This is a genomic window from Saccharothrix variisporea (assembly GCF_003634995.1).
Lineage (GTDB): Bacteria > Actinomycetota > Actinomycetes > Mycobacteriales > Pseudonocardiaceae > Actinosynnema > Actinosynnema variisporeum.
In genome coordinates this window covers 2,229,124-2,247,729 of sequence record NZ_RBXR01000001.1, presented here as the reverse complement: position 1 = coordinate 2,247,729, position 18,606 = coordinate 2,229,124, and the positions used below count along the sequence as shown (strand labels likewise).

General features: G+C 72.0%; 22 protein-coding genes. 12 read left to right on the top strand and 10 right to left on the bottom strand.

Annotation, left to right across the window (positions count from 1 at the left end; translation table 11 throughout):
- Positions 1 to 63: 63 nt before the first annotated feature.
- On the bottom strand, positions 64 to 216 hold the full coding sequence (locus tag DFJ66_RS42575; protein WP_170199242.1) for a hypothetical protein: 153 nt from the start codon (positions 214 to 216) through the stop codon (positions 64 to 66).
- 328 nt (positions 217 to 544) lie between these two features.
- Between DFJ66_RS42575 and DFJ66_RS09720 the strand changes: the two genes are divergently transcribed.
- The gene (locus DFJ66_RS09720) at positions 545 to 2,359 is read left to right on the top strand and encodes an APC family permease (protein ID WP_397556272.1); all 1,815 of its coding nucleotides are present in this window, start codon (positions 545 to 547) and stop codon (positions 2,357 to 2,359) included.
- 122 nt (positions 2,360 to 2,481) lie between these two features.
- On the opposite strand, the gene DFJ66_RS09715 is transcribed toward DFJ66_RS09720, so the two are convergent.
- Positions 2,482 to 2,808 (bottom strand): DUF3140 domain-containing protein, encoded by a 327-nt coding sequence (locus DFJ66_RS09715; protein ID WP_121219998.1) that lies wholly within the window; start codon positions 2,806 to 2,808, stop codon positions 2,482 to 2,484.
- Between the two features lie 72 nt (positions 2,809 to 2,880).
- On the opposite strand from DFJ66_RS09715, the gene DFJ66_RS09710 reads away from it, so the two are divergent.
- A complete protein-coding gene (locus DFJ66_RS09710; protein ID WP_121219996.1) occupies positions 2,881 to 3,102 on the top strand; it encodes a hypervirulence associated TUDOR domain-containing protein in 222 nt (73 codons plus the stop codon).
- On the opposite strand, the gene DFJ66_RS09705 is transcribed toward DFJ66_RS09710, so the two are convergent.
- Both DFJ66_RS09705 and DFJ66_RS09700 read right to left on the bottom strand, forming a co-directional pair.
- Positions 3,099 to 5,438, bottom strand: coding sequence for a glycoside hydrolase family 65 protein (locus tag DFJ66_RS09705; protein WP_121219994.1), 2,340 nt, complete (start codon positions 5,436 to 5,438; stop codon positions 3,099 to 3,101). The genes DFJ66_RS09710 and DFJ66_RS09705 overlap by 4 nt on opposite strands.
- Entirely contained in the window at positions 5,435 to 6,148 is a 714-nt protein-coding gene (locus DFJ66_RS09700; RefSeq protein WP_121219992.1) for a beta-phosphoglucomutase family hydrolase, read from the bottom strand. Before DFJ66_RS09700 ends, DFJ66_RS09705 begins: the two co-directional genes overlap by 4 nt.
- A 61-nt stretch (positions 6,149 to 6,209) precedes the next feature.
- Between DFJ66_RS09700 and DFJ66_RS09695 the strand changes: the two genes are divergently transcribed.
- A complete protein-coding gene (locus tag DFJ66_RS09695; protein ID WP_121219990.1) occupies positions 6,210 to 7,514 on the top strand; it encodes an NAD(P)/FAD-dependent oxidoreductase in 1,305 nt (434 codons plus the stop codon).
- Between the two features lie 99 nt (positions 7,515 to 7,613).
- On the top strand, positions 7,614 to 7,934 hold the full coding sequence (locus tag DFJ66_RS09690) for a hypothetical protein (RefSeq protein WP_121219988.1): 321 nt from the start codon (positions 7,614 to 7,616) through the stop codon (positions 7,932 to 7,934).
- Positions 7,935 to 7,979: 45 nt separating this feature from the next.
- On the opposite strand, the gene DFJ66_RS09685 is transcribed toward DFJ66_RS09690, so the two are convergent.
- On the bottom strand, positions 7,980 to 8,300 hold the full coding sequence (locus DFJ66_RS09685; RefSeq protein WP_121219986.1) for a DUF3140 domain-containing protein: 321 nt from the start codon (positions 8,298 to 8,300) through the stop codon (positions 7,980 to 7,982).
- Between the two features lie 103 nt (positions 8,301 to 8,403).
- On the opposite strand from DFJ66_RS09685, the gene DFJ66_RS09680 reads away from it, so the two are divergent.
- The 5 genes from DFJ66_RS09680 to DFJ66_RS42570 all read left to right on the top strand — a co-directional run bounded on the left by DFJ66_RS09680 (position 8,404) and on the right by DFJ66_RS42570 (position 11,394).
- Positions 8,404 to 8,790: a hypothetical protein gene (locus DFJ66_RS09680; RefSeq protein ID WP_121219984.1), complete on the top strand. Its 387-nt coding sequence runs from the start codon at positions 8,404 to 8,406 to the stop codon at positions 8,788 to 8,790.
- Positions 8,787 to 8,921, top strand: coding sequence for a hypothetical protein (locus tag DFJ66_RS44945; RefSeq protein ID WP_281276606.1), 135 nt, complete (start codon positions 8,787 to 8,789; stop codon positions 8,919 to 8,921). Before DFJ66_RS09680 ends, DFJ66_RS44945 begins: the two co-directional genes overlap by 4 nt.
- A 171-nt stretch (positions 8,922 to 9,092) precedes the next feature.
- On the top strand, positions 9,093 to 9,740 hold the full coding sequence (locus DFJ66_RS09675; RefSeq protein ID WP_121219981.1) for a hypothetical protein: 648 nt from the start codon (positions 9,093 to 9,095) through the stop codon (positions 9,738 to 9,740).
- Positions 9,741 to 10,156: 416 nt separating this feature from the next.
- Positions 10,157 to 10,810 (top strand): hypothetical protein, encoded by a 654-nt coding sequence (locus tag DFJ66_RS09670; RefSeq protein WP_121219979.1) that lies wholly within the window; start codon positions 10,157 to 10,159, stop codon positions 10,808 to 10,810.
- Positions 10,811 to 10,818: 8 nt separating this feature from the next.
- Positions 10,819 to 11,394, top strand: coding sequence for a sunset domain-containing protein (locus DFJ66_RS42570; RefSeq protein WP_121219977.1), 576 nt, complete (start codon positions 10,819 to 10,821; stop codon positions 11,392 to 11,394).
- A gap of 38 nt (positions 11,395 to 11,432) precedes the next feature.
- Here DFJ66_RS42570 and DFJ66_RS09660 read toward each other — a convergent pair whose 3' ends face one another.
- Both DFJ66_RS09660 and DFJ66_RS09655 read right to left on the bottom strand, forming a co-directional pair.
- Positions 11,433 to 11,714: a WhiB family transcriptional regulator gene (locus DFJ66_RS09660; RefSeq protein ID WP_121219975.1), complete on the bottom strand. Its 282-nt coding sequence runs from the start codon at positions 11,712 to 11,714 to the stop codon at positions 11,433 to 11,435.
- A gap of 48 nt (positions 11,715 to 11,762) precedes the next feature.
- A complete protein-coding gene (locus DFJ66_RS09655) occupies positions 11,763 to 12,716 on the bottom strand; it encodes a MerR family transcriptional regulator (RefSeq protein ID WP_121219973.1) in 954 nt (317 codons plus the stop codon).
- Between the two features lie 93 nt (positions 12,717 to 12,809).
- On the opposite strand from DFJ66_RS09655, the gene DFJ66_RS09650 reads away from it, so the two are divergent.
- From DFJ66_RS09650 to DFJ66_RS09640, 3 genes are all read left to right on the top strand, one after another.
- On the top strand, positions 12,810 to 13,823 hold the full coding sequence (locus DFJ66_RS09650) for a chemotaxis protein CheB (RefSeq protein WP_121219971.1): 1,014 nt from the start codon (positions 12,810 to 12,812) through the stop codon (positions 13,821 to 13,823).
- On the top strand, positions 13,820 to 14,545 hold the full coding sequence (locus tag DFJ66_RS09645; RefSeq protein ID WP_121219969.1) for an ATP-binding protein: 726 nt from the start codon (positions 13,820 to 13,822) through the stop codon (positions 14,543 to 14,545). The genes DFJ66_RS09650 and DFJ66_RS09645 overlap by 4 nt, the downstream gene beginning before the upstream one ends.
- Before the next feature lie 80 nt (positions 14,546 to 14,625).
- Positions 14,626 to 16,473: a CheR family methyltransferase gene (locus DFJ66_RS09640; protein WP_121219967.1), complete on the top strand. Its 1,848-nt coding sequence runs from the start codon at positions 14,626 to 14,628 to the stop codon at positions 16,471 to 16,473.
- Here DFJ66_RS09640 and DFJ66_RS09635 read toward each other — a convergent pair.
- From DFJ66_RS09635 to DFJ66_RS09625, 3 genes are read right to left on the bottom strand one after another with little or no spacing between them, the layout of a single operon-like run.
- On the bottom strand, positions 16,470 to 16,901 hold the full coding sequence (locus DFJ66_RS09635; RefSeq protein WP_121219966.1) for an STAS domain-containing protein: 432 nt from the start codon (positions 16,899 to 16,901) through the stop codon (positions 16,470 to 16,472). The genes DFJ66_RS09640 and DFJ66_RS09635 overlap by 4 nt on opposite strands.
- Entirely contained in the window at positions 16,901 to 17,446 is a 546-nt protein-coding gene (locus DFJ66_RS09630; protein WP_246029665.1) for a hemerythrin domain-containing protein, read from the bottom strand. The genes DFJ66_RS09635 and DFJ66_RS09630 overlap by 1 nt, the downstream gene beginning before the upstream one ends.
- A gap of 53 nt (positions 17,447 to 17,499) precedes the next feature.
- Positions 17,500 to 18,576, bottom strand: coding sequence for a C40 family peptidase (locus DFJ66_RS09625; RefSeq protein ID WP_246029664.1), 1,077 nt, complete (start codon positions 18,574 to 18,576; stop codon positions 17,500 to 17,502).
- Positions 18,577 to 18,606 lie beyond the last annotated feature (30 nt).

Here is an 18,606-nt window from a genome sequence, read left to right as displayed (position 1 = left end):
GACCGGCGGCGGCCTGGTCACGTCACCAGTCGTACTACCCCCGGGGGCGGCGGGGTGTCAAGATCACGCCTTGGCGCGTCCCCGGGTCGGCGGCTCGGTCGGCGGTGCGGGCTCGGGCGCGACGACGGGCTCGGGCCCGGGCCGGTCCAGGGCGCTGAGGTCGAGGTCGGCGAGGTAGGTCGCCGCCAGCTCGTCGTAGATGGGTGTTGAGCTCACAACCGGGGATACTGTCCGGCGTACCGCTTCCACGCCGCTCTTCTCACCTGTGTGGGTTACCCATCTTCAGGTGAAATCCGCAGAACTGCGGTAACACTCCCCGCTGTGCGGGAGGGTGATCCGATCGTGCATCCTGGCGCCGCTGACATCGGGGAGGCGGCTCTTGAGCACTGAACACGACTACGCGGTCCCGGCCGGTGTGGATAGTCCGGTTCGTCCGGTAGCACCCCGCTCGGCCCTGGGCCGGTGGCTGCTGCGCCACCGCGTGGCGCCGGTCGGCCCGGAGAGCGACGAGGCGCACGCCGAGCCGCAGGCCTGGTGGAAGGTCATGTGCCTGACCGGCGTGGACTACTTCTCCACCCTGTCCTACCTGCCCGCCATCGCCGCCCTGGCCGCCGGCGCGCTGTCCCCGCTGGCCACCCTGCTGATCGTGGCGCTGACCCTGCTCGGGATGCTGCCCATGTACCGGCGGGTGGCCCGCGAGAGCCCGCACGGGCAGGGCTCGGTGGCGATGCTGGAAGACCTGCTGCCGTTCTGGCGCGGCAAGATCTTCGTGCTGGTGCTGCTCGGGTTCGTGGCCACGTCGTGGATCATCACCATCACGCTGTCCGCGGCCGACGCCTCCGTGCACCTGCTGGAGAACCCGCACGCGCCCGGCTTCCTGCACGGCCACGAAGTCCTGGTGACGGTGTTCCTGCTGCTGGTGCTGGGTGGGGTGTTCCTGCTCGGGTTCAGCGAGGCGGTCGGCGTGGCCATCCCGCTGGTCGGGGTCTTCCTGGCGCTCAACGCCGCCATCGTCGCCGCGGGCGTGGTCCGGCTCGTCTCCGAACCGGTCGCCCTCGACCGCTGGGTGGACGCCCTGACCGCCGGCGGCGGCTTCGGCGACGTCGTCGGACCCGCGATCCTGGCGTTCCCGCTGCTCGTGCTCGGCCTGTCCGGCTTCGAGACCGGCGTGAGCATGATGCCGCTGGTGGCGGCGGACGGGAAGACGCCCGAGGAGCGGCTCGAATCGCGCATCCGCAACACGCGCAAGCTGCTCACCACCGCCGCGCTCATCATGTCCGTCTACCTCATCGCGACCAGCTTCATCACCACGGTCCTGATCCCCGCCGAGGCGTTCCAACCCGGCGGCCCCGCCAACGGCCGCGCCCTGGCCTACCTCGCGCACGAGCACCTCGGCGAGGTCTTCGGCACGGTCTACGACATCAGCAGCGTGCTCATCCTGTGGTTCGCCGGCGCGTCGGCGATGGCCGGCCTGATCAACATCGTCCCGCGCTACCTCCCCGCCTACGGCATGGCGCCGGAGTGGGGCCGGGCGGTGCGGCCGGTGGTGCTCGTCTACACGGTCATCAGCATCGGCATCACCCTCGCGTTCAGGGCCGACGTCAACGCGCAGGCCGGTGCCTACGCGACCGGCATCCTGGCCATGATGGTGTCCGGTTCGGTCGCCGTGACCATCTCGGCGTGGCGGCGGCGGCAGCGCGGGGCCGGTGTCGGGTTCTCCGTGCTCACCCTGGTCCTGCTGTACGCGTTGGTGGAGAACGTCCTGGAGAAGCCCGACGGCATCGCGATCTCCGCCGCGTTCATCCTCGGCATCGTCGTGATCTCCCTGGTGTCCCGGGTGTCCCGGACCACCGAGCTGCGCGCCGACCGCATCGAGTTCGACGACGACGCCCGCCGGTTCGTCACCGACTCCCTGGCCCACGACAGCGCGCTCAACATCATCGCCAACAAGCGCCAGGCGGGCGACCGCGCGGAGTACGCGGCGAAGGAGACCGCCCAGCGCGGCATGAACCCCGTGCCCGGCCCGGCGGACGTGCTGTTCCTGGAGGTCGACGTGGTCGACCCGTCGGAGTTCAGCGACGTGCTCCACGTGCGCGGGGTCGAAGTGGACGGTCACCGCGTGCTGCGGGTGGAGAGCCCGGCGGTGCCCAACGCGATCGCGGCCGTCCTGCTGGCGCTGCGCGATACGACGAACGTGCGTCCCCATTGCTATTTCGAATGGTCGGAAGGAAATCCGCTGGCACACCTGTTCCGCTACCTCATCCTCGGGCAGGGTGACACCGCGCCAGTGGTGCGGGAGATCCTGCGCAAGAGCGAGGACGACCCCGATCGCCGCCCCGGTATCCACGTGGGTGGCTGATCACCGCGTAACGGGGGTGCCCGCGCCCACGATGATGGCGTAGGCGGCCGCAGCCCCCCAAGGCCGCCTGCAAGTCCCGGCCAGGGCTCCCCTCCCCCCGAGGAGCCCTGGCCGGGCGCCCCTCACCGCTTCAACGGGTCGTGGCCCCAGTTCATCAGCGAGTACCGCCACGGCGTGTCCTCGACGTCCCCGCCGGGCCGTTGCGCCAGGTGCCGGTGCACGTACCCGACGACTTTGCGCATGTGGGCGTAGTCGTCGTCGGTCAGGTCGTCCTTCTTGGTGCGCAGCAACTCCACGATGCGCCGCCCGGAGGCGTGGCCGACCGACTCGCCGCCGTCCTTCTGGCCGACCGCCCGGGACTCGTCGGTGTCCAGCCAGTCCTCCAACTCCTTGGGCGTGAGGTTCACCGCGTCCCGGAACTCCCGCCGCACCTGCTCCCGATCCTCCATGCCCGCCTCCGTTGGTCGCCGTGCCGGAGTGGGTACCCGTGCGGGACAAGAAGATTCGGTGGAGGAGAAGTCATGGGTGAAACGTTCCGCAAGGGTGACGAAGTCGAGTGGTCCTCCCACGGCAGCACCACGCACGGCAAGGTGGAGGAGAAGATCACCTCCGACACCGAGGCCGCCGGCCGCAAGGTGAAGGCGTCCAAGGACGACCCGCAGTACCGGGTGCGCAGCGCCAAGAGCGGCCGGGACGCGGTCCACAAGCCCTCGGCGCTGCGCCGGCACCAGGACGACGACTAGGGCTTCGGCGTCCGCCGCACCGGTTCCCGCCCGTACGGCTGCCGCACCTCCGGCGGCACGGGGGCCTCCGGGATCGGCAGGGTCAGCGACGCGCCGGGTTCGACCACGATCGGCTTGCCGTGGTGGGCGGTCCGCAGTGCACCACCCGAGACGATCCGGTACGTGGCCTCGTCCCGCGTCACCGTCACGCACAACCTCGTGCCCCGGTAGGACATCCGGAACGCCATCCGCGCCAAGCTGGGTGGCAGCCGTGGCGCGAAGGTCAGCCCGGAGTGGTCGCGCATCCCGCCGAACCCGGCCACCACGGCGATCCAGGCGCCCGCCAACGACGCCATGTGCAGTCCGTTGTGGACGTTGTGGTGCAGGTCGTGCAGGTCGGTGAACGCCGCCTCCGCCAGGTAGTCCCACGCCAGCTCCAGCGCCCCGACCTCCGCGGCCAGCACCGACTGCGTCCCCGCCGACAACGACGAGTCGCGCACGGTCCGGGCCTCGTAGTACGCGAAGTTCGCCGCCTTCTGCTCCGGGGTGAACACGTCACCGCGCACGTGCATGGCCAGCACCAAGTCCGCCTGCTTCACCACCTGCTTGCGGTACAGGTCGAAGTACGGCTTGGTCAGCAGCAGCGGGTACTCGTCCTCCTCCGTGTGCTCGAAGTCCCACTCGGCGTGGGCCGTGAAGCCCTGCCCCTGTTCGTGCACGCCCAGCAGCTCGTCGAACGGCACCAGCATCTTGTCCGCCGCCAACCGCCACGCCCGCACCTCCTCCGGCTTCACGCCCAGGTCGGCCGCCTGCTCCGGGTTGCGCTCGGCCGCGTCCGCCGCCTCCCGCAGGTTCTTCTGCGCGATGAGGTTGGTGTAGATGTTGTTGTCCACGATGGCCGAGTACTCGTCCGGGCCGGTCACGCCGTCGATGCGGAACCCGTCGTGCTGGTCGTGGTGGCCCAGTGACATCCACAGCCGGGCGGTCTCCACTAGCAGTTCCGTGCCGCATTCGCGGTCGAAGTCGGCGTCGCCGGTGGCCGCGGTGTACTGGGCGACCGCGTGCGCCACGTCGCCGGAGACGTGGAAGGCGGCGGTGCCCGCGGGCCAGTACGCCGAGCACTCCGCGCCGTTGATGGACCGCCACGGGAACGCCGCCCCGTGCTGGCCCAGCACCACGGCCCGCTCCCGCGCCTTGCCCAGGGTGGAGTGCCGCCAGCGCAACGCGTCCCGGGCCGCGTCGGGCACGGTGTAGGTCAGCACCGGCAGCACGAACATCTCGGTGTCCCAGAACGCGTGCCCGTCGTACCCGGGACCGGTCAGGCCCTTGCCCGCGATGGCCCGGGTCTCACCGCGCGCCCCGGCCTGGAGGATGTGGAACAACCCGAACCGCAGCGCCTGCTGGATCTCGTCGTCGCCGTCGACCTCGATGTCGGCGACCTCCCAGAAGTCGTCCAGGAACGCCCGCTGCTCACGCAGCAACCCCTCCCAACCGGTTTGGCGGGCACCCGCGAGCGCCGCGTCCACCTGCGCCCGCAATGCGGGGATGGACCGCTGCGCCGACCACCCGTAACCCAGGTACTTGGTCAGCGTGAGGGCACCGCCCGCCGGGACGTCCACGGCGGCGGTGAAGCGGGCCAGGTCCGGCTCGGCGTGGATGTCGGTGCGGACGCCGTCGCTGACCTCCAGCTCGTGGTCCATGCCCGCGGCCATGCGCAGGTTCGAGCGCCGGGTGTGGTGCGCCAGCACCGCCCGCGTCCCCTCGGCCCACGCGAAGTCCGACACCAGCGGCGCGTCCAGCGCGGCGGCCACGCGCGGGTCGCCGCCCGCGTGCTCGATGGGCTCGTTGGCCAGCAGGTCGGACTGCACGACGAGTTGCAGGTCGTCGTGCGGTTCGACGACGTAGTGGATCGCCGCGACCGCGCGCTGGGTGAACGACACCAGCCGCTCGCTGCGCACGGTGATCCGGCGGCCGGTCGGGGACTCCCACTCCGTGCGCCGCCGCAGCGTGCCGGTGCGGAAGTCCAGGACCCGCTCGTGGTCCAGCGCCCGCCCGTAGCGCATGTCCAGCGGCTCGTCCTCGACCAGCAGCCGGATCACCTTGCCGTCGGTGACGTTCACGACCGTCTGGCCGGCCTCGGGGTAGCCGTACCCGCCCTCGCCGTAGGGCAGGGCGTGCTCCTCGTAGAAGCCGTTCAGGTACGTGCCGGGCAGGCCGCGCGGCTCGCCCTCGTCCAGGGTGCCGCGCATGCCGATGTGCCCGTTGGACAGGGCGAACGTGGACTCGGTCCGCCGCAGGTCGGGCACGGACAGGCCGTGCCAGCGCAGTGCCCAGGGCTGGATCTCGTAACCGGTCACAGCAGCTCCGCCAAGTCCTCGACCACCACGTCCGCCCCGTTCTCCAGCAGCGCCGCGCGCTGCCCCGCCCGGTCCACCCCGACCACGTACCCGAACCCGCCCGCACGCCCCGCCGCGACCCCGGCCAGCGCGTCCTCGAAGACGGCGGCGTGCGCGGGCTCCACTCCCAGCATCCGCGCGCCGGCCAGGAACGAGTCCGGCGCGGGCTTGCCGCGCAGCCCGTCGCGGCTGATCACCACGCCGTCCACCAGCGCCTCGACGTACTTGGTCAGATCGGCGGCGTCCAGCACGCGGGAGGCGTTGGCGGAGGAGGTGACGACCCCGATCTTCTGGTGGCCGGCGACGGCGTCGAGGTAGCGGACCGTGCCCGGGTAGGGGGTCACGCCCTCCTGCCGGATGATCGCGTCGATCAGCTCGTTCTTGCGGTTGCCCACGCCGTGGACGGTGTCGCGGTCCGGCGGGTCGTCCGGCGACCCCTCGGGCAACGTGATGCCGCGGGAGGCCAGGAACGTGCGCACCCCGTCGTAGCGGGGACGGCCGTCCACGTACTTGATGTAGTCCGATTCGGCGAACGGCGGTTCGCCGCGCGGGCGCAGGAAGTCGTCGAAGGTGCGCCGCCACGCGCGGCGGTGCAGCACGGCGGTGCTGGTCAGCACGCCGTCCAGGTCGAAGAGGCAGGCGGTGATCCCGTCGGGCAGCCCGATGCTCATGACCACGTGTCTACCCCTTCCCGGCGCGGGGTACCCGGTGACTTCGGGAGGTGGTCGGATCATGGCCAAGCCACGGGTGCTGGTCGTCGGGACGGGGTTCGCGGGCTACCACTGCCTGCGCGCGTTGGAGCGGTCGCTGCCGCCGGACGCCGCCGAGCTGGTGGCGGTCAACCCCACCGACTACATGCTCTACGTCCCGCTGCTGCCGGAGGTGGCGGGCGGGTCGCTGGACCCGCGCCGGGTGGCCGTGCCGCTGCGGCCCAAGCTGCCGCGCACCCGGCTGGTGCAGGCGCACGCGACCAGCGTGGACCTGGCGGAGCGGACGTGCCGGGCGGTGGACGTCGAGGGGCGCGAGCAGGTCCTGGAGTGGGACCGGATCGTGCTGACCTCGGGCAGCGTGACCCGGCTGCTGTCCATCCCGGGCGTCGCCGAGCACGCCTACGGGTTCAAGTCGGTGGCCGAGGCGGTGTTCCTGCGCGACCACGTGCTGCGCCAGGTCGAACTGGCCGAACAGGCCACCGACCCGGCCGAACGCGCCGCCCGCGCCACGATCGTCGTGGTCGGCGCCGGGTACACCGGGACCGAGCTGGTGGCGCAGGGGCAGCAGCTGACCAACGCGGCGCTGCGGGGCCGGCCGGGCGCGCCGCCGGTGAAGTGGATCCTGGTCGACATGGCTCCGCGCGTGCTGCCGGGCCTGGACGAGCGGTTGTCCGGTCCGGCTTTGGAGGTGCTGCGGTCGCGCGGGGTGGACGTGCGGTTGGGGACCAGCGTGGCCGAGGTGACGCCGTCGTGCGCCAAGCTGACCGACGGCAGCGAGATCCCGTCGAAGACCGTGGTGTGGTGCGTGGGCGTCCGCCCGGACCCGCTGGTGGAGTCGGTGTCCCTCCCGACGGAGAAGGGCCGCTTGGTCGTGGGCGAGGACCTGACCGTGCCCGGCCACCCGCACGTCTTCGCCGCCGGCGACGTGGCCGCGGTGCCGGACGTGCACAACGGCGGCAAGCCCACTCCCATGACCGCCCAACACGCCCAACGCCAGGGCAAACTCGCCGGCCGCAACGTGGCGGCGTCCCTGGGCCACGGCTCTCCGGGTGTGTACCGGCACCGCGACCTGGGTTTCGTGGTGGACCTGTCCGGCGGCCAGGCGGTGGCCAACCCGCTGCACGTCCCGCTGACCGGCTGGCCCGCGAAGCTCGTGGCCCGCGGCTACCACCTGCTGGCGATGCCGGGCAACCGCGTGCGCGTGGCGGCGGACTGGCTGACCGAACTCCTGACCCGCCGCCAGGTGGTGCAGTTCGGCCTGGTCCCGGCCTCGGGCGTCCGCCTGGCCGACGCCGACCGCGTGGACGCCGGCCCAGCCGTGCGCTGAGGGGTCTCGACTCGAAACGCTCCCACCGGCCGACGCGGGAACCTGTCGGTGCCGCGTGCGATCATGGAACCGGGGGCCGGAGGCCGCCGGGGGGATCGCATGAGCTTCACCAGCCACGCCGGGAAGGTGCGCGACCCGACCTTGCCGCACGCACACCGCGTCTCCGCGCTGAAGTCCTGCGTGCAGCTGTACCACCCGCTCGGCTTCCAGGAGACCCTGGAGTTCTTGCGGACCACGGCCGGCCGCTTCGAGCGCGACGAAAACGCCCTGCTCGCGGCGTTGGAGGTGCTTGAACAGAGCCGCGCGGCTTGGCAGGCGGCGGTCGCGGAGTACGCGGAGCGGCGGCGTGCCGAGAAGCGCGCGGGATCGCGGGTGCCGCGGGAGCCGAACCCCTACCGGCCGACCCGCTGGTACGGGTGAGGTGCCCTGCCCGGAGTCGACCCGGGCAGGACCGGTCGGCGTCCGTCAGGCGGGCTTGAGCGGGTCGTGGCCGATGGACATCAGGCGGTGCCGCCAGTGGGCCTCGCCGGCGGTCGGCTCCAGGTCCTCGCGGCGCTGCTCGTGGACGCGTTCCACGACCTTGCGCATCACGCGCACGTCTTCGGTGGTCAGGTCGGTGCGCCGCTTGCGCAGCACCCTCAGCACGTCCTGGCCGGTCGGGGTGCCCGCCTGGTCGGGCAGGGTTTCGGTGTTCTCGTCCGCCGAGCGGGTGCGCAGCCAGTCCTCCAGTTCGTGCGAGGTCATGTTGACCACGCGGTGGAACTCGTCCCACAGGGTGTCGGTCATGGCGCGGAGGGTTGCCGGTGCGAGCACTCCTCAAACCCCGGTCTTTGCACAACCCGAACACTCGCCGCACGGAGCGCTCACCGCGTCCCGCCATCGTGGACGCATGAACACATGGATCCGTCGCATCGCCGTCGCCGCCGCGGTCGCCGGGGTCGGCCTGGCCACGACCGGTGTCGCGTCCGCGCAGGACAAGACCTACGCGCCCGTCACGCTCAGCCCCGAGCAGGTCAAGAAGATCTGCGAGCAGCGGCTGCCCCGCATCGAGGACCGCGTGAACCGCCTGACCAGCCGCATCAACGGCGGCGCCGACGCCATCGGCTCCACCGCCTGGCTCAAGGCGCAGGCCCAGAAGGCGCGCGACGCCGGCGACACCGCCCGCGCCGAACGCCTGGACAAGCGCGCCGAGCGCCGCGGTGAGCAGCTCGCCCACCTGGGCAAGGTGCAGGAGCGGGTGGACAAGTTCCAGTCCGAGCACTGCGGTGTGAAGTGAGGGCGGCCCTGGTCCTCGCGGCCCTGCTCGCCTCGCTGGTGGCGTGCCGCGACGACGCCGTGCAGGACCCCGGCTTCGACGACGTCGAGTCGACGTTGAGCAGCATCGAAGCCGACGTCGACGCGCCCTGACCCTGCCCCCAACCGACCGCGACGGCCTCGTGCCGCCGCGGTCTTCGGCGTTCTGACCTGCAGTTTTCACCTCCCGGTCAGGAAGTTCGCACGCTGGCCCCCCGAAATTGTCGTACCCCTCTGGCACCATCTCGAACAGTTGTTCGGTACGCGTTCGGAAGGGAGCTAGGGATGCGCGTACAACTCGATCCCCGGCAGTGGCCCGGCCGTGTCATCCCCGAGACCGACGACGAGATCGACACGGCCGTCGAGGCGCTGTGCCTGCGGGCGAGCTGGGGTGACGCGGACCGCGCGCTGCTGCGCGAGGTCGTGGCGCCGTGGTTCGCCGAGGGGTGGAGCGTCGACGCCCTGCTGGCGGCCGTGGACTCCCGTCCCGACGGGACCAGGCAGGGCAGACCCAGGAGCCGCGACCAGGCCGCGCACGACTTCCTCCGCGTGCGGCTCTGGTCGTGGTGGCAGGGGGGCGCGCGACGGGCGCGCCCCCCGGTCCCCGGCATGACACTCGGGCAGTGGTGGCGGGTCAACCGCCGCAACGCCCGGCTCACCGCGCCCCGACCCCGGCGGCCGTTGGGCGAGTCGGGGGAGCAGGCCCGGGAGGAGGTGCGGTCGCGGGCCCGGCAGCGGGACCCGGTGGAGCGGGCGCGGGCGCGGGCCCGGAGGTGGCAGGAGGTGCTGGACTCGTTGTTAGTGCCCGGCCGGCGGCCACCGACGTTCGAGGACTCGCGTCGGCTGCTGGCCGAGGTCGTGGTGCAGGTGCCCGCGCACCCGGTGTGCAGCAGGTGCGGATGCCGAACGGGGGTGTTGCCGAACGCAGCTTGAAGGTGACGAACATGCGGTGATGAACGATCGCGCTGTGACGAACGATCACGCTGTGGCTTGAGGGCGTGAGCGGGATGGCGCACGCCTTGGGGCGTGCGGTCTTCTCCGGCGATCCGCTGGTGTGGATCGGACGACTCGCTGGTTCGAAGGCAACCGGCCGGGCCGTGAATTCGCCGTGCCCGCAAGACTTCCGCGTGCTCTGGCGTTCGCTCGGAGGAACCCTACCCCGTCCCGTCCGAACGGTCGCGCCGGGGTCCGATCTTCGCGGACGCGCGCTGTGCGGTGGGTTCGCCGGGCGTCGGGTTCCTCTCGCCGTCGGATGATCGTCACCTGGACAGGTGAATTGCCGGGCTCTGTCCTGCGCGTACGTCGAGCGCTGGTGGCATCGGCACGGGCACTTCCGGTACTAACGCCCGGTGCTGAGATCCCCGGCGTGGCGCGCGTGGCTCGTCAGTGCGGTGCTGGTGCCCGCTCTGCTCGCGGCATCGGGGGTCTTCGCCCGCGCGCGGATCGCGGAGCGGGAAGCCGCCGGGCGTGTCGTGATGGCCGTGCGGACGGACGAGGTGCTGCTCGTCGGCGACGTCGCCGACGAGTCGGAGCACCGCGCGCTGCTGGACGCCGTCCGAGGTGCGATCACCACGCACCGCGTGACGGACCTGTTGGCGGAGCACGGCAACCGGTCACCGCTGACGGCCTCCGCTGCCGCCGGCGTGGTCGCCGCCGCGGTCGCCGCGTCCGCACACGACCTGACGGCCGTCGCGACGGCAGGCACGGTGACCGCGCGCGCCACCGTGCCCGACGAGCGCCGCGCCGCGACCCTGCGCGGGGCGCTCACCGCCTTGGGCGTCCAGGACCCGCGGGTCGAGATCGGCCCAGGTGCCGGTCCTGCGGTCGGCTCGGGTGCCGGTGCTGCGGTCGGCTCGGGGGCTGGTGCAGCGGTCGGCTCGAAGGTCGGCGCTGCGGTCGGCTCGGGGGTCGGCTCGGGGTCGGTGCGGACGGCGGTCGTGCTCGACGTCGTGCCCGAGAACACGGACCCGGCCGCGCGCCAGGTCGACGTCCTGATTAGCTAGGAGCAGCGGTGTTCTGGTTGTTCGCCCAGATGTTCGTCCTGTGCGGGTTCGCGTTCCTGGCGGGCGCGGTGCTGACGTGGCTGCCCCTGCGCGCCACGATCCGCAGCCTCCGCACCGAACTGACCCTGGCCCGCCCCACCTCGCGCCCGGCTCTACCTGCGGCCACGGTGATCATCCCGACCCAGCCCCAGCCGGTCCTGGACCCGGAGCCGCAGCCGGTATCGGGGTCGGGGTGGGGGTCGGAGCCGGGGTCGGGGTCGGAGCCGCTGTCGGTGCCGGAGGTGGGTTCGGAGTTGGAGTCCGCGCTGGAGTCCGCGCTGGAGGTCGCCCCGGAGGCGGCCTTGGTGCCCGCCCCCGAGACTGCCGCCTCCAAGACCGCCGTCCCCGAGACCGCGCCCCCGGCGGGTGCAGAGCCGGCGGTGGTCGTGGTGAAGGGGAGTTCGAAGTCGATGATCTTCCACACGCCGGACTCGCCGTACTTCAAGCGCATGAAGGGCGACGTCACCTTCCGCTCGATCGCCGAGGCCGAAGAGGCCGGCTACACCCAATGGCGACCGAAGACCGCGGCCGCTCAGGCGAGGTGACCGTCCCCGAGGTCGACAGCGCCGGTGTTCGGGTGGGCTCAGCGGTGGTTGCGGGCGATGAGGTGGCGTAGTTCGCTTTCGCCCAGGCCGCCCCAGATGCCGTAGGTCTCCTCCACCGCGAGCGCGTGCGCCCGGCACTCCGCCACCACCGGGCACCGGGCGCACACCGCCTTCGCCTGCGCCTCCCGGTGCTGTCGGGCGGCGCCGCGTTCGTTGGGGGTGTGGAAGAACAGTCCGCTGTCCATGCCGCGGCAGAGGCCTTGCAGTTGCCAGTCCCAGGATTCGGCGACCGGTCGGGGGAGGCGGGACAGCTCGGGCATGGGGCTCACGTCCTCCGGTAGGGGTGACGTGTCGAGCCTAAATTCGATTCAAAATCGGTTCAACTCCAGGACCGCGTCCACGGCCTCACCCAGCGACCCGACCCACCGCGCCCCCGGCGGCACGACGGTCCACCCCGCACCCCCGAGCAGCACGTCACTGCCACGTTCCAGCAGGTCGGTGACCGGTGCCAGGGCCGCGTACCCCGGCGCGTGCGCCCACAGCACCACCACCCGCGGCTCCAACAACTTCACCGCATCGAGTAGTGCCGCGGCAGGCACGCGAGCGCCCAGGTGTCGGGTCGGGCAGCCCTTTTCCGCCAGGGCCGCGCCGAGGACGTTCAGGGGCAGGCTGTGCTGCTCGTCAGGGGCGCACGCCAGCAGCGCCGGCAGCCGCCCCGACACCGGCAGCACGCCACCCCGCACCGCCTCCAGGATGGCCGTGGTCGCGAGGTGCTCCACTTCGACCCCCGACCCCCGCGCGGCCACCTTCTCGCCCAACGCGACCAGGAACGGCACCAGCACCCGCTCCCACGCCCGCACCACGCCGTGCCGCGCCACCAAGCCGCCCGCGAGGTCGATCATCAGGGGCAGGTCGAGCCGGAACGCCGCCCGTGCGAACCCGCGCGTCTCCGGGGACCACGGCCGCCCGGCGACACCGTCCAACCCAACGGCCGCGTCGCCAGGCACCTCGGGCGGTCGTGAGTCGGCCGGCACCTCGCGGGGTGGTGAGTCGGCCGGCACCTCCTGCTCGCGCGGCGGTGGAAGATCCGGCTCGACCTCCAGCGTCCGGCCGAGCGCGATCGCCGCCGCCGCGGCGGGCACGACCCCGCGCCCGGTCAAGGCGAGCATCCGCCGCAGCCGGGCCACGTCCTCCTCGCTGTACCGGCGGTGCCGGCCCTCCTCGCGCCTGCTCGGCCCCAGCCCGTACCGGCGGTCCCAGGTGCGCAGGGTGGTGGGGGAGACGCCGAGCATGCGCGCCACCGCGCCGGCACTCCACAGCACCGCCCCACCGCCGTCCCGTGTCGAGACCCCGAGGTCGGAATCGTAACGAGTACCCTCCGGATCACCGGGGTATCCACGACCAGAGGTGACCCCATGCCATCGAGGGACCTGATCGTCGTCGGGGCGTCGGCCGGAGGTGTCGAGGCGTTGCGGGCGTTCGTCGGCGGACTTCCGGACGACTTGCCCGCCGCGGTCGCGGTCGTCCTGCACATGCCCGCCGGTGGCACGAGCGCTTTGGCGGCCATCCTCGACCGCAGCGGCCCCCTGCCGGCCGTGAGCGCCCGGCACGGCATGCCGCTGCGCAAGGGTCGCGTGCACGTCGCCCCGCCCGACCACCACCTGATCGTGACCGGCGGCGAGGTGCACCTCTCCCACGGTCCCACCGAGAACGGCCACCGCCCGTCGGTCGACGCGTTGTTCCGGTCGGCCGCCGTCGCGCGCGGTCCCGCCGTCGTCGGTGTCGTCCTCTCGGGCACGTTGGACGACGGGGCGGCGGGCATGGTCGCGATCACCTCGCGCGGCGGCCTGGCGGTCGTGCAGGACCCGGAGGAGGCTCTCTACTCGGGCATGCCCAACGCGGTCCTGCGCACGGTCGAGGTCGAGCACGTGCTGCCGGCGGCCAAGATGGGTGTCGTCCTGCGGGAAGTCGTGGGCGGTCCGGTCGAGGACGCCGGTGAACCCTCCGACCTGCTGCGCAAGGAGACCGCACTGGCCGCCGACCAGGCGGGCGCGCCACCCGGTGAGGTGAGTCGGATGGGGACACCGTCGAACTTCAGCTGCCCGGACTGCAACGGGACGCTGGTCGCCCTGGACGCCGAGCACACCCGGTTCCGCTGCCACGTCGGCCACGGCTGGACCGCTGAGGCGCTCCTGGACGCCCAGGACGCCGCCCTGGAGAAAGCCCTCTGGACCGCGCTGCGGACCCTGGAGGAGAAGGCCACACTGGCGCGGCGGATGGGACGGGCGGCGGTGGCGCGCAACAGCGGGCCGCTGGTCGAGCGGTACCGGGCCGCGGAGGCCGAGGCGTCCTCGGCGGCCGAGGTGCTGCGGTCCCACCTGCTGTCCGGCGCGTTCCTCCGACACACCCGCGTGGAGCCCGACACATGACCTTGACCTTCGACGTCGACACCGAGGCGGGCGCGGCGGTCGTCCACCCCGCCGGACGGCTCGACCTGAGCACCTACGCGCAGTTCCGCGACGGCTTGCTGAAGTGCGCGCTCGAGGAGCCGACCGCGGTGGTCGTGGTGCTCGACGACGACTTCGAGGTCGCCACACCGGCCGTGATGTCGGTGTTCACCACGGTGTGGATGCGGGTGTCGGAGTGGCCCGGCGTCCCCGTGGTGCTGGTCGGGCTGGGCGCGGCGCACCGGCGGCTGCTCGACGAGGGCGGCGCGGGGCGGTTCGTCCGCCACTACCCGTCCGTGCGGGAGGCGCTCGCCCAGCGCGAGCCCGACCGGCGGCGCGACGAGACGTGGCTGCCCGCGTCGCCGGTGAGCGCGCTCATGGCCCGCCGGTTCGTCCGCGACACGTGCGTGCGGTGGAACCTGCCGGAGGTGCTCGACGACGCGCTGCTCGTGGTCACCGAACTGGTGGAGAACGCCGTCGACCACGGCCACAGCGCACCCCACCTGCGGCTGGAGCTGCGGGACCGGGCGCTGGCCATCGCCGTGCGCGACGACGAGCCGACCCCGCCCGAGCGCCGCGAGCCGGGCACGCGGCCCGGTGGGCGCGGCATCGCCCTGGTCGAGGAGATCAGCCGGGTGTGGGGCCACACGCCGTGGCCGGGCGGCGGCAAGGTGGTGTGGGCGGTGCTCGACCCCGGCGCTTGACGACGTCCCAGCCGGCGCGGACGCCGCGACCGCGTGCCGTGATCGGATGCCGCCTGCCCCGGCGAGTAGCGTTCTGCGGTGTGAGTGACGGGCAGATCCCCGATGCCGACTTCGAAGAGGTGCTGCGCTACCTGAAGGAGTCGCGCGGGTTCGACTTCACCGGGTACAAGCGGACCAGCCTCATGCGCCGCGTCCGGCACCGGATGGCGCAGGTCGGCATCGACAACGACATCGACTACATCGACCACCTCCAGGTCAACGCCGAAGAGTTCAACGCCCTCTTCAACACGATCCTGATCAACGTCACCGCGTTCTTCCGGGACACCGAGGCCTGGGACTACCTGCGCGAGGACGTGGTGCCGACGCTGCTGGCCGAGCGCGGTCCCGACGACCCGGTCCGGGTGTGGAGCGCGGGTTGCGCGTCGGGCGAGGAGGCCTACAGCCTGGCGATGGTGCTGGCCGAGGCGCTGGGCCCGGAGCGGTTCCGGCAGCGGGTCAAGATCTACGCCACCGACGTCGACGACGAGGCCCTCACCCACGCCCGGCACGCCCTCTACACCGAGCGCGAGCTCCAGGGCGTGCCCGCCGACCTGGTCGCCAAGTACTTCGACCACCAGAACGGCCGCTACGCCTTCCGCAAGGACCTGCGGCGGTCGGTGATCTTCGGCCGCAACGACCTGGTCCAGGACGCCCCGATCTCGCGCATAGACCTCCTGGTGTGCCGCAACACCCTCATGTACTTCACCCAGGAGACGCAGGCCAAGATCCTCAGCCGGTTCCACTTCGCCCTGGTGCCGCGCGGCGTGCTGTTCCTGGGCAAGGCGGAGATGCTGCTGTCGCACACCCGGATCTTCGACCCGATCGACCTGAAGCGGCGCGTCTTCCGCAAGGTGGCCAACGGCTCCGGCGGCCCGGTGCACTTCGTGACCCAGGCCCTGGTCCAGGACCGGCGCTTCGACGTGGGCGGCCTGGACCAACTGCGCGAGCACGCCTTCTCGGCGGGCCCGGTCGCCCAGGTCGTGGTCACCGGCGACGACGTCCTGGCCCTGGCCAACCAGCAGGCCGAGACGATGTTCGGCCTGGGCGCCAAGGACATCGGCCGCCCCCTGCGCGACCTGGACCTGTCCTACCGCCCGGTCGAGCTGCGCGGCTACCTGGAGCAGTGCCGCGCCGAGCGCCGCGCCGTGCGCATCAAGGAGGTCGAGTGGACGCGACCGCCGGGCGAGTCCCTGTGGTTCGAGGTCCACCTCAACCCGTTGATCGCGGCGGACAACACCATCCTGGGCGTGTCGATCGTCTTCCACGACGTCACCGCGACCCGGAGGCTGCTGGAGGACCTGGAGTACGCCAACCGCCAGTTGGAGTCCGCCTACGAGGAGCTGCAGTCGACCAACGAGGAGTTGGAGACCACGAACGAGGAACTGCAGTCCACTGTGGAGGAGCTGGAGACCACCAACGAGGAGCTCCAGTCCACCAACGAGGAACTGGAGACGATGAACGAGGAGCTCCAGTCCACCAACGACGAGCTCCAGAACATCAACGACACCCTGCGCGACCGCACCCAGGAGCTGGACCAGGTCAACGAGTTCCTGGAGTCCATCCTGACCTCGCTGCGGGCGGGCGTGGCCGTGCTGGACGTCGGGATGCGGGTCATCGCCTGGAACCGGGGCGCGGAGGAGCTGTGGGGCCTGCGCCGCGACGAGGCCGAGGGCGAGCACCTGCTCAACCTCGACATCGGCCTCCCGGTGGCCGAACTCCGCCCGGTCGTCCGCCAGGCCCTGGCCGACGCTTCGTTCATGAGCGAGGTGAAGGTCAACGCCGTGAACCGGAAGGGCCGCGAGATCGTCGCGCGGGTGGTGTGCAGCTCGTTGCGCTCCAACTCCGGCCAGCCCAACGGGGCCATCCTGGTCATGGAGCAGAACGGCTAGCGGACTTCCTCGGTGTCGGTGGTGATCGCGAAGTGCTCGCGCAGCCCCGACACCTCCAGCGGGTGCAGGACCGCCTGGCTCGTGGCCACCACGCGCAGCGACTTGCCGACCGCCTGGCACGCCGAGCGCATGGTCAGCAGCAGGGAGATCCCGTCGGAGGCGAAGAAGGTCACGCCGCTCAAGTCGAGCACGAGTTCCCGCCGCGTCCGGCCCAGGTGGGCGTGGGCGAACGCGGTGGCCTCCGGGACGGTGGCCATGTCGAGCTCACCCGCGATCCGCAGGACCACGGTGTCCGGTGTCGACTCCACCACCGACAGCTCGACGGGGCTGTCCTCCATGCTCACCTCGGGTGCGCGGACCTCCGCCGAACGGTTCGCCGGCGCCCGCCCCACCAGCCTAGGCCCGCACACCCGGGTGATGCACGTCATCAGGACGAGTGGAGCGCCTTTTCGAGCTGGTCCTTGCTCATCGAGGACGCGCCGTTGACGCCCTTGTTCATCGCCTGGGCCACCAGCTCCTCCTTGGTGGCCTGGCCGGGCAGCTCGCCCAGGTGCTTGGCGCGGCTGGCGGCGAAGGCCTCGCCGAGCTCCTCGCGCCGGGTGTCCTCCAGCTGCCGGCGCATCCCGGGCAGCACGGTGGACTCCTCTTCCTCCACGTGGTGGGTGACGCCCTCGATCAGCTTCTCCAGCACCCGGTCGTACTCCGGCGAGGTCGGGTCGGTGGCGATGAGCTTGGCCAGCAGCGTCTCGGCCTCGACGTGCTCCTCCTGGCTGTGCTGGATCTCCTCCTGCTCGCCGGCCTCGTCCCGCGCCACCGGGTACACCGAGTCCTCCTCGGCCCGGCTGTGGGCGGTCAGCACCGCGGACAGCACGGGCGTGAGCAGTGGTCGCTTCTCGGGGTTGTTCTTGAGCTCGTCGAACAGGCGCTCCACCTCGCGGTGGTCCTGCATGATGAGGTCGACGACATCGGGCACGGGGTCCCTCCTCGGCTCGGTCGGTCACGGGTCGAGCAGGGAGTACCCGCGTTTCAGCCGACCACTCGCCGGATCGTGTTGACCGGGCCGATGGACTCGATGTCCTGGATCTTCACCGGGACGCCCTCGGTGGAGGCGTGCACGGCGCGGATGCCGTCGATGGCCATCGCCACGTGGCTCTGGCCCGAGTAGTAGATGATCAGGTCGCCGGCCTTCACCTCGTTGAGCGACACCGGCCGCCCGATCGTGGCCTGGCCGTAGGTGGTGCGGGGGATGGCGATGCCCACCGACCGGTAGGCGGCCTGCATGAGGCTGGAGCAGTCCCACGTGTCGGGGCCGTTGGAGCCGAACACGTAGTCCTTGCCGCGCTGGCCCAGCGCCCACTGCACCGCGTCGCCGGCCTGGCCGGGCGGGGTGCTCACGGGACCGGTGTAGCCCTCGCCGGCCAGCCGGTCGCGCTCGGCCCGGGGCAGGGCCCGGTACACCGCCCGCACCTCGTTGATCTGCTCGTCGAGCGCGGCCTTGCGCTGGTCGATGTCGGCGATGGCCTTGTTGGCGTTGTCGACCGCCTCGTTGGCGCGCCGGGTCGCCTCGTTGGCCTTGTCCACGGCGGCGCTCAGGCCGGCGACCGCCTCGGCGTTCTCGCCGGCCAGCACGCCCAGCGCGCTCATCCGGTTGAGGAAGTCCTGCTGGGAGTCGCTGACCAGCAGCGCCGAGAGCTGGTTGAACCGGGCGCCCTCGAAGGAGGCCTCGGTGAGCAGGTCCACCTGGCCCTGCAACTGGCCCTGCGCCTGCTGGGCGGCGGCGAGATCGCGGTTGGCCTGTTCGATGGTGGCCTGGGCGGCGGCCAGCTCGTCCACGGCGCGCAGGTGCTGCTCGTTGAGCTGCTCGGCCTCGTGGGCGAGGTCGAAGTACCTCTTGACCGCCTCGTCGCCGTTGGTCGGCTGGGCGGCGGCGTGCGGCACGGACACTCCACCGGCCAGCGCGAGGGCGGCGGTGGCCGCCAGAGCCGCGCGGACGGTGCGCTGAACGGGGTACGACGCCACGATCGCGCGGTCCTCCTTGAACACCGGATCCCCCGAACGAGTGAAGGTCGTCGAGGTCTCGGACAGGTTACGGAACCCGACCACCCGCGTCCATCACGGGGTCGGGTTCCGGCA

What these genes read in the sequence shown, in the direction of transcription:
- DFJ66_RS09635 (WP_121219966.1), bottom strand. Translation starts at nt 16,901, where the DNA reads ATGACGTGCATCACCCGGGTGTGCGGGCCTAGGCTGGTGGGGCGGGCG.
- DFJ66_RS09675 (WP_121219981.1), top strand. Translation starts at nt 9,093, where the DNA reads ATGCGCGTACAACTCGATCCCCGGCAGTGGCCCGGCCGTGTCATCCCC.
- DFJ66_RS09710 (WP_121219996.1), top strand. Translation starts at nt 2,881, where the DNA reads ATGGGTGAAACGTTCCGCAAGGGTGACGAAGTCGAGTGGTCCTCCCAC.
- DFJ66_RS09645 (WP_121219969.1), top strand. Translation starts at nt 13,820, where the DNA reads ATGACCTTGACCTTCGACGTCGACACCGAGGCGGGCGCGGCGGTCGTC.
- DFJ66_RS09680 (WP_121219984.1), top strand. Translation starts at nt 8,404, where the DNA reads ATGAACACATGGATCCGTCGCATCGCCGTCGCCGCCGCGGTCGCCGGG.
- DFJ66_RS09700 (WP_121219992.1), bottom strand. Translation starts at nt 6,148, where the DNA reads ATGAGCATCGGGCTGCCCGACGGGATCACCGCCTGCCTCTTCGACCTG.
- DFJ66_RS09720 (WP_397556272.1), top strand. Translation starts at nt 545, where the DNA reads ATGTGCCTGACCGGCGTGGACTACTTCTCCACCCTGTCCTACCTGCCC.
- DFJ66_RS09695 (WP_121219990.1), top strand. Translation starts at nt 6,210, where the DNA reads ATGGCCAAGCCACGGGTGCTGGTCGTCGGGACGGGGTTCGCGGGCTAC.
- DFJ66_RS09685 (WP_121219986.1), bottom strand. Translation starts at nt 8,300, where the DNA reads ATGACCGACACCCTGTGGGACGAGTTCCACCGCGTGGTCAACATGACC.
- DFJ66_RS09650 (WP_121219971.1), top strand. Translation starts at nt 12,810, where the DNA reads ATGCCATCGAGGGACCTGATCGTCGTCGGGGCGTCGGCCGGAGGTGTC.
- DFJ66_RS09660 (WP_121219975.1), bottom strand. Translation starts at nt 11,714, where the DNA reads ATGCCCGAGCTGTCCCGCCTCCCCCGACCGGTCGCCGAATCCTGGGAC.
- DFJ66_RS09715 (WP_121219998.1), bottom strand. Translation starts at nt 2,808, where the DNA reads ATGGAGGATCGGGAGCAGGTGCGGCGGGAGTTCCGGGACGCGGTGAAC.
- DFJ66_RS09690 (WP_121219988.1), top strand. Translation starts at nt 7,614, where the DNA reads ATGAGCTTCACCAGCCACGCCGGGAAGGTGCGCGACCCGACCTTGCCG.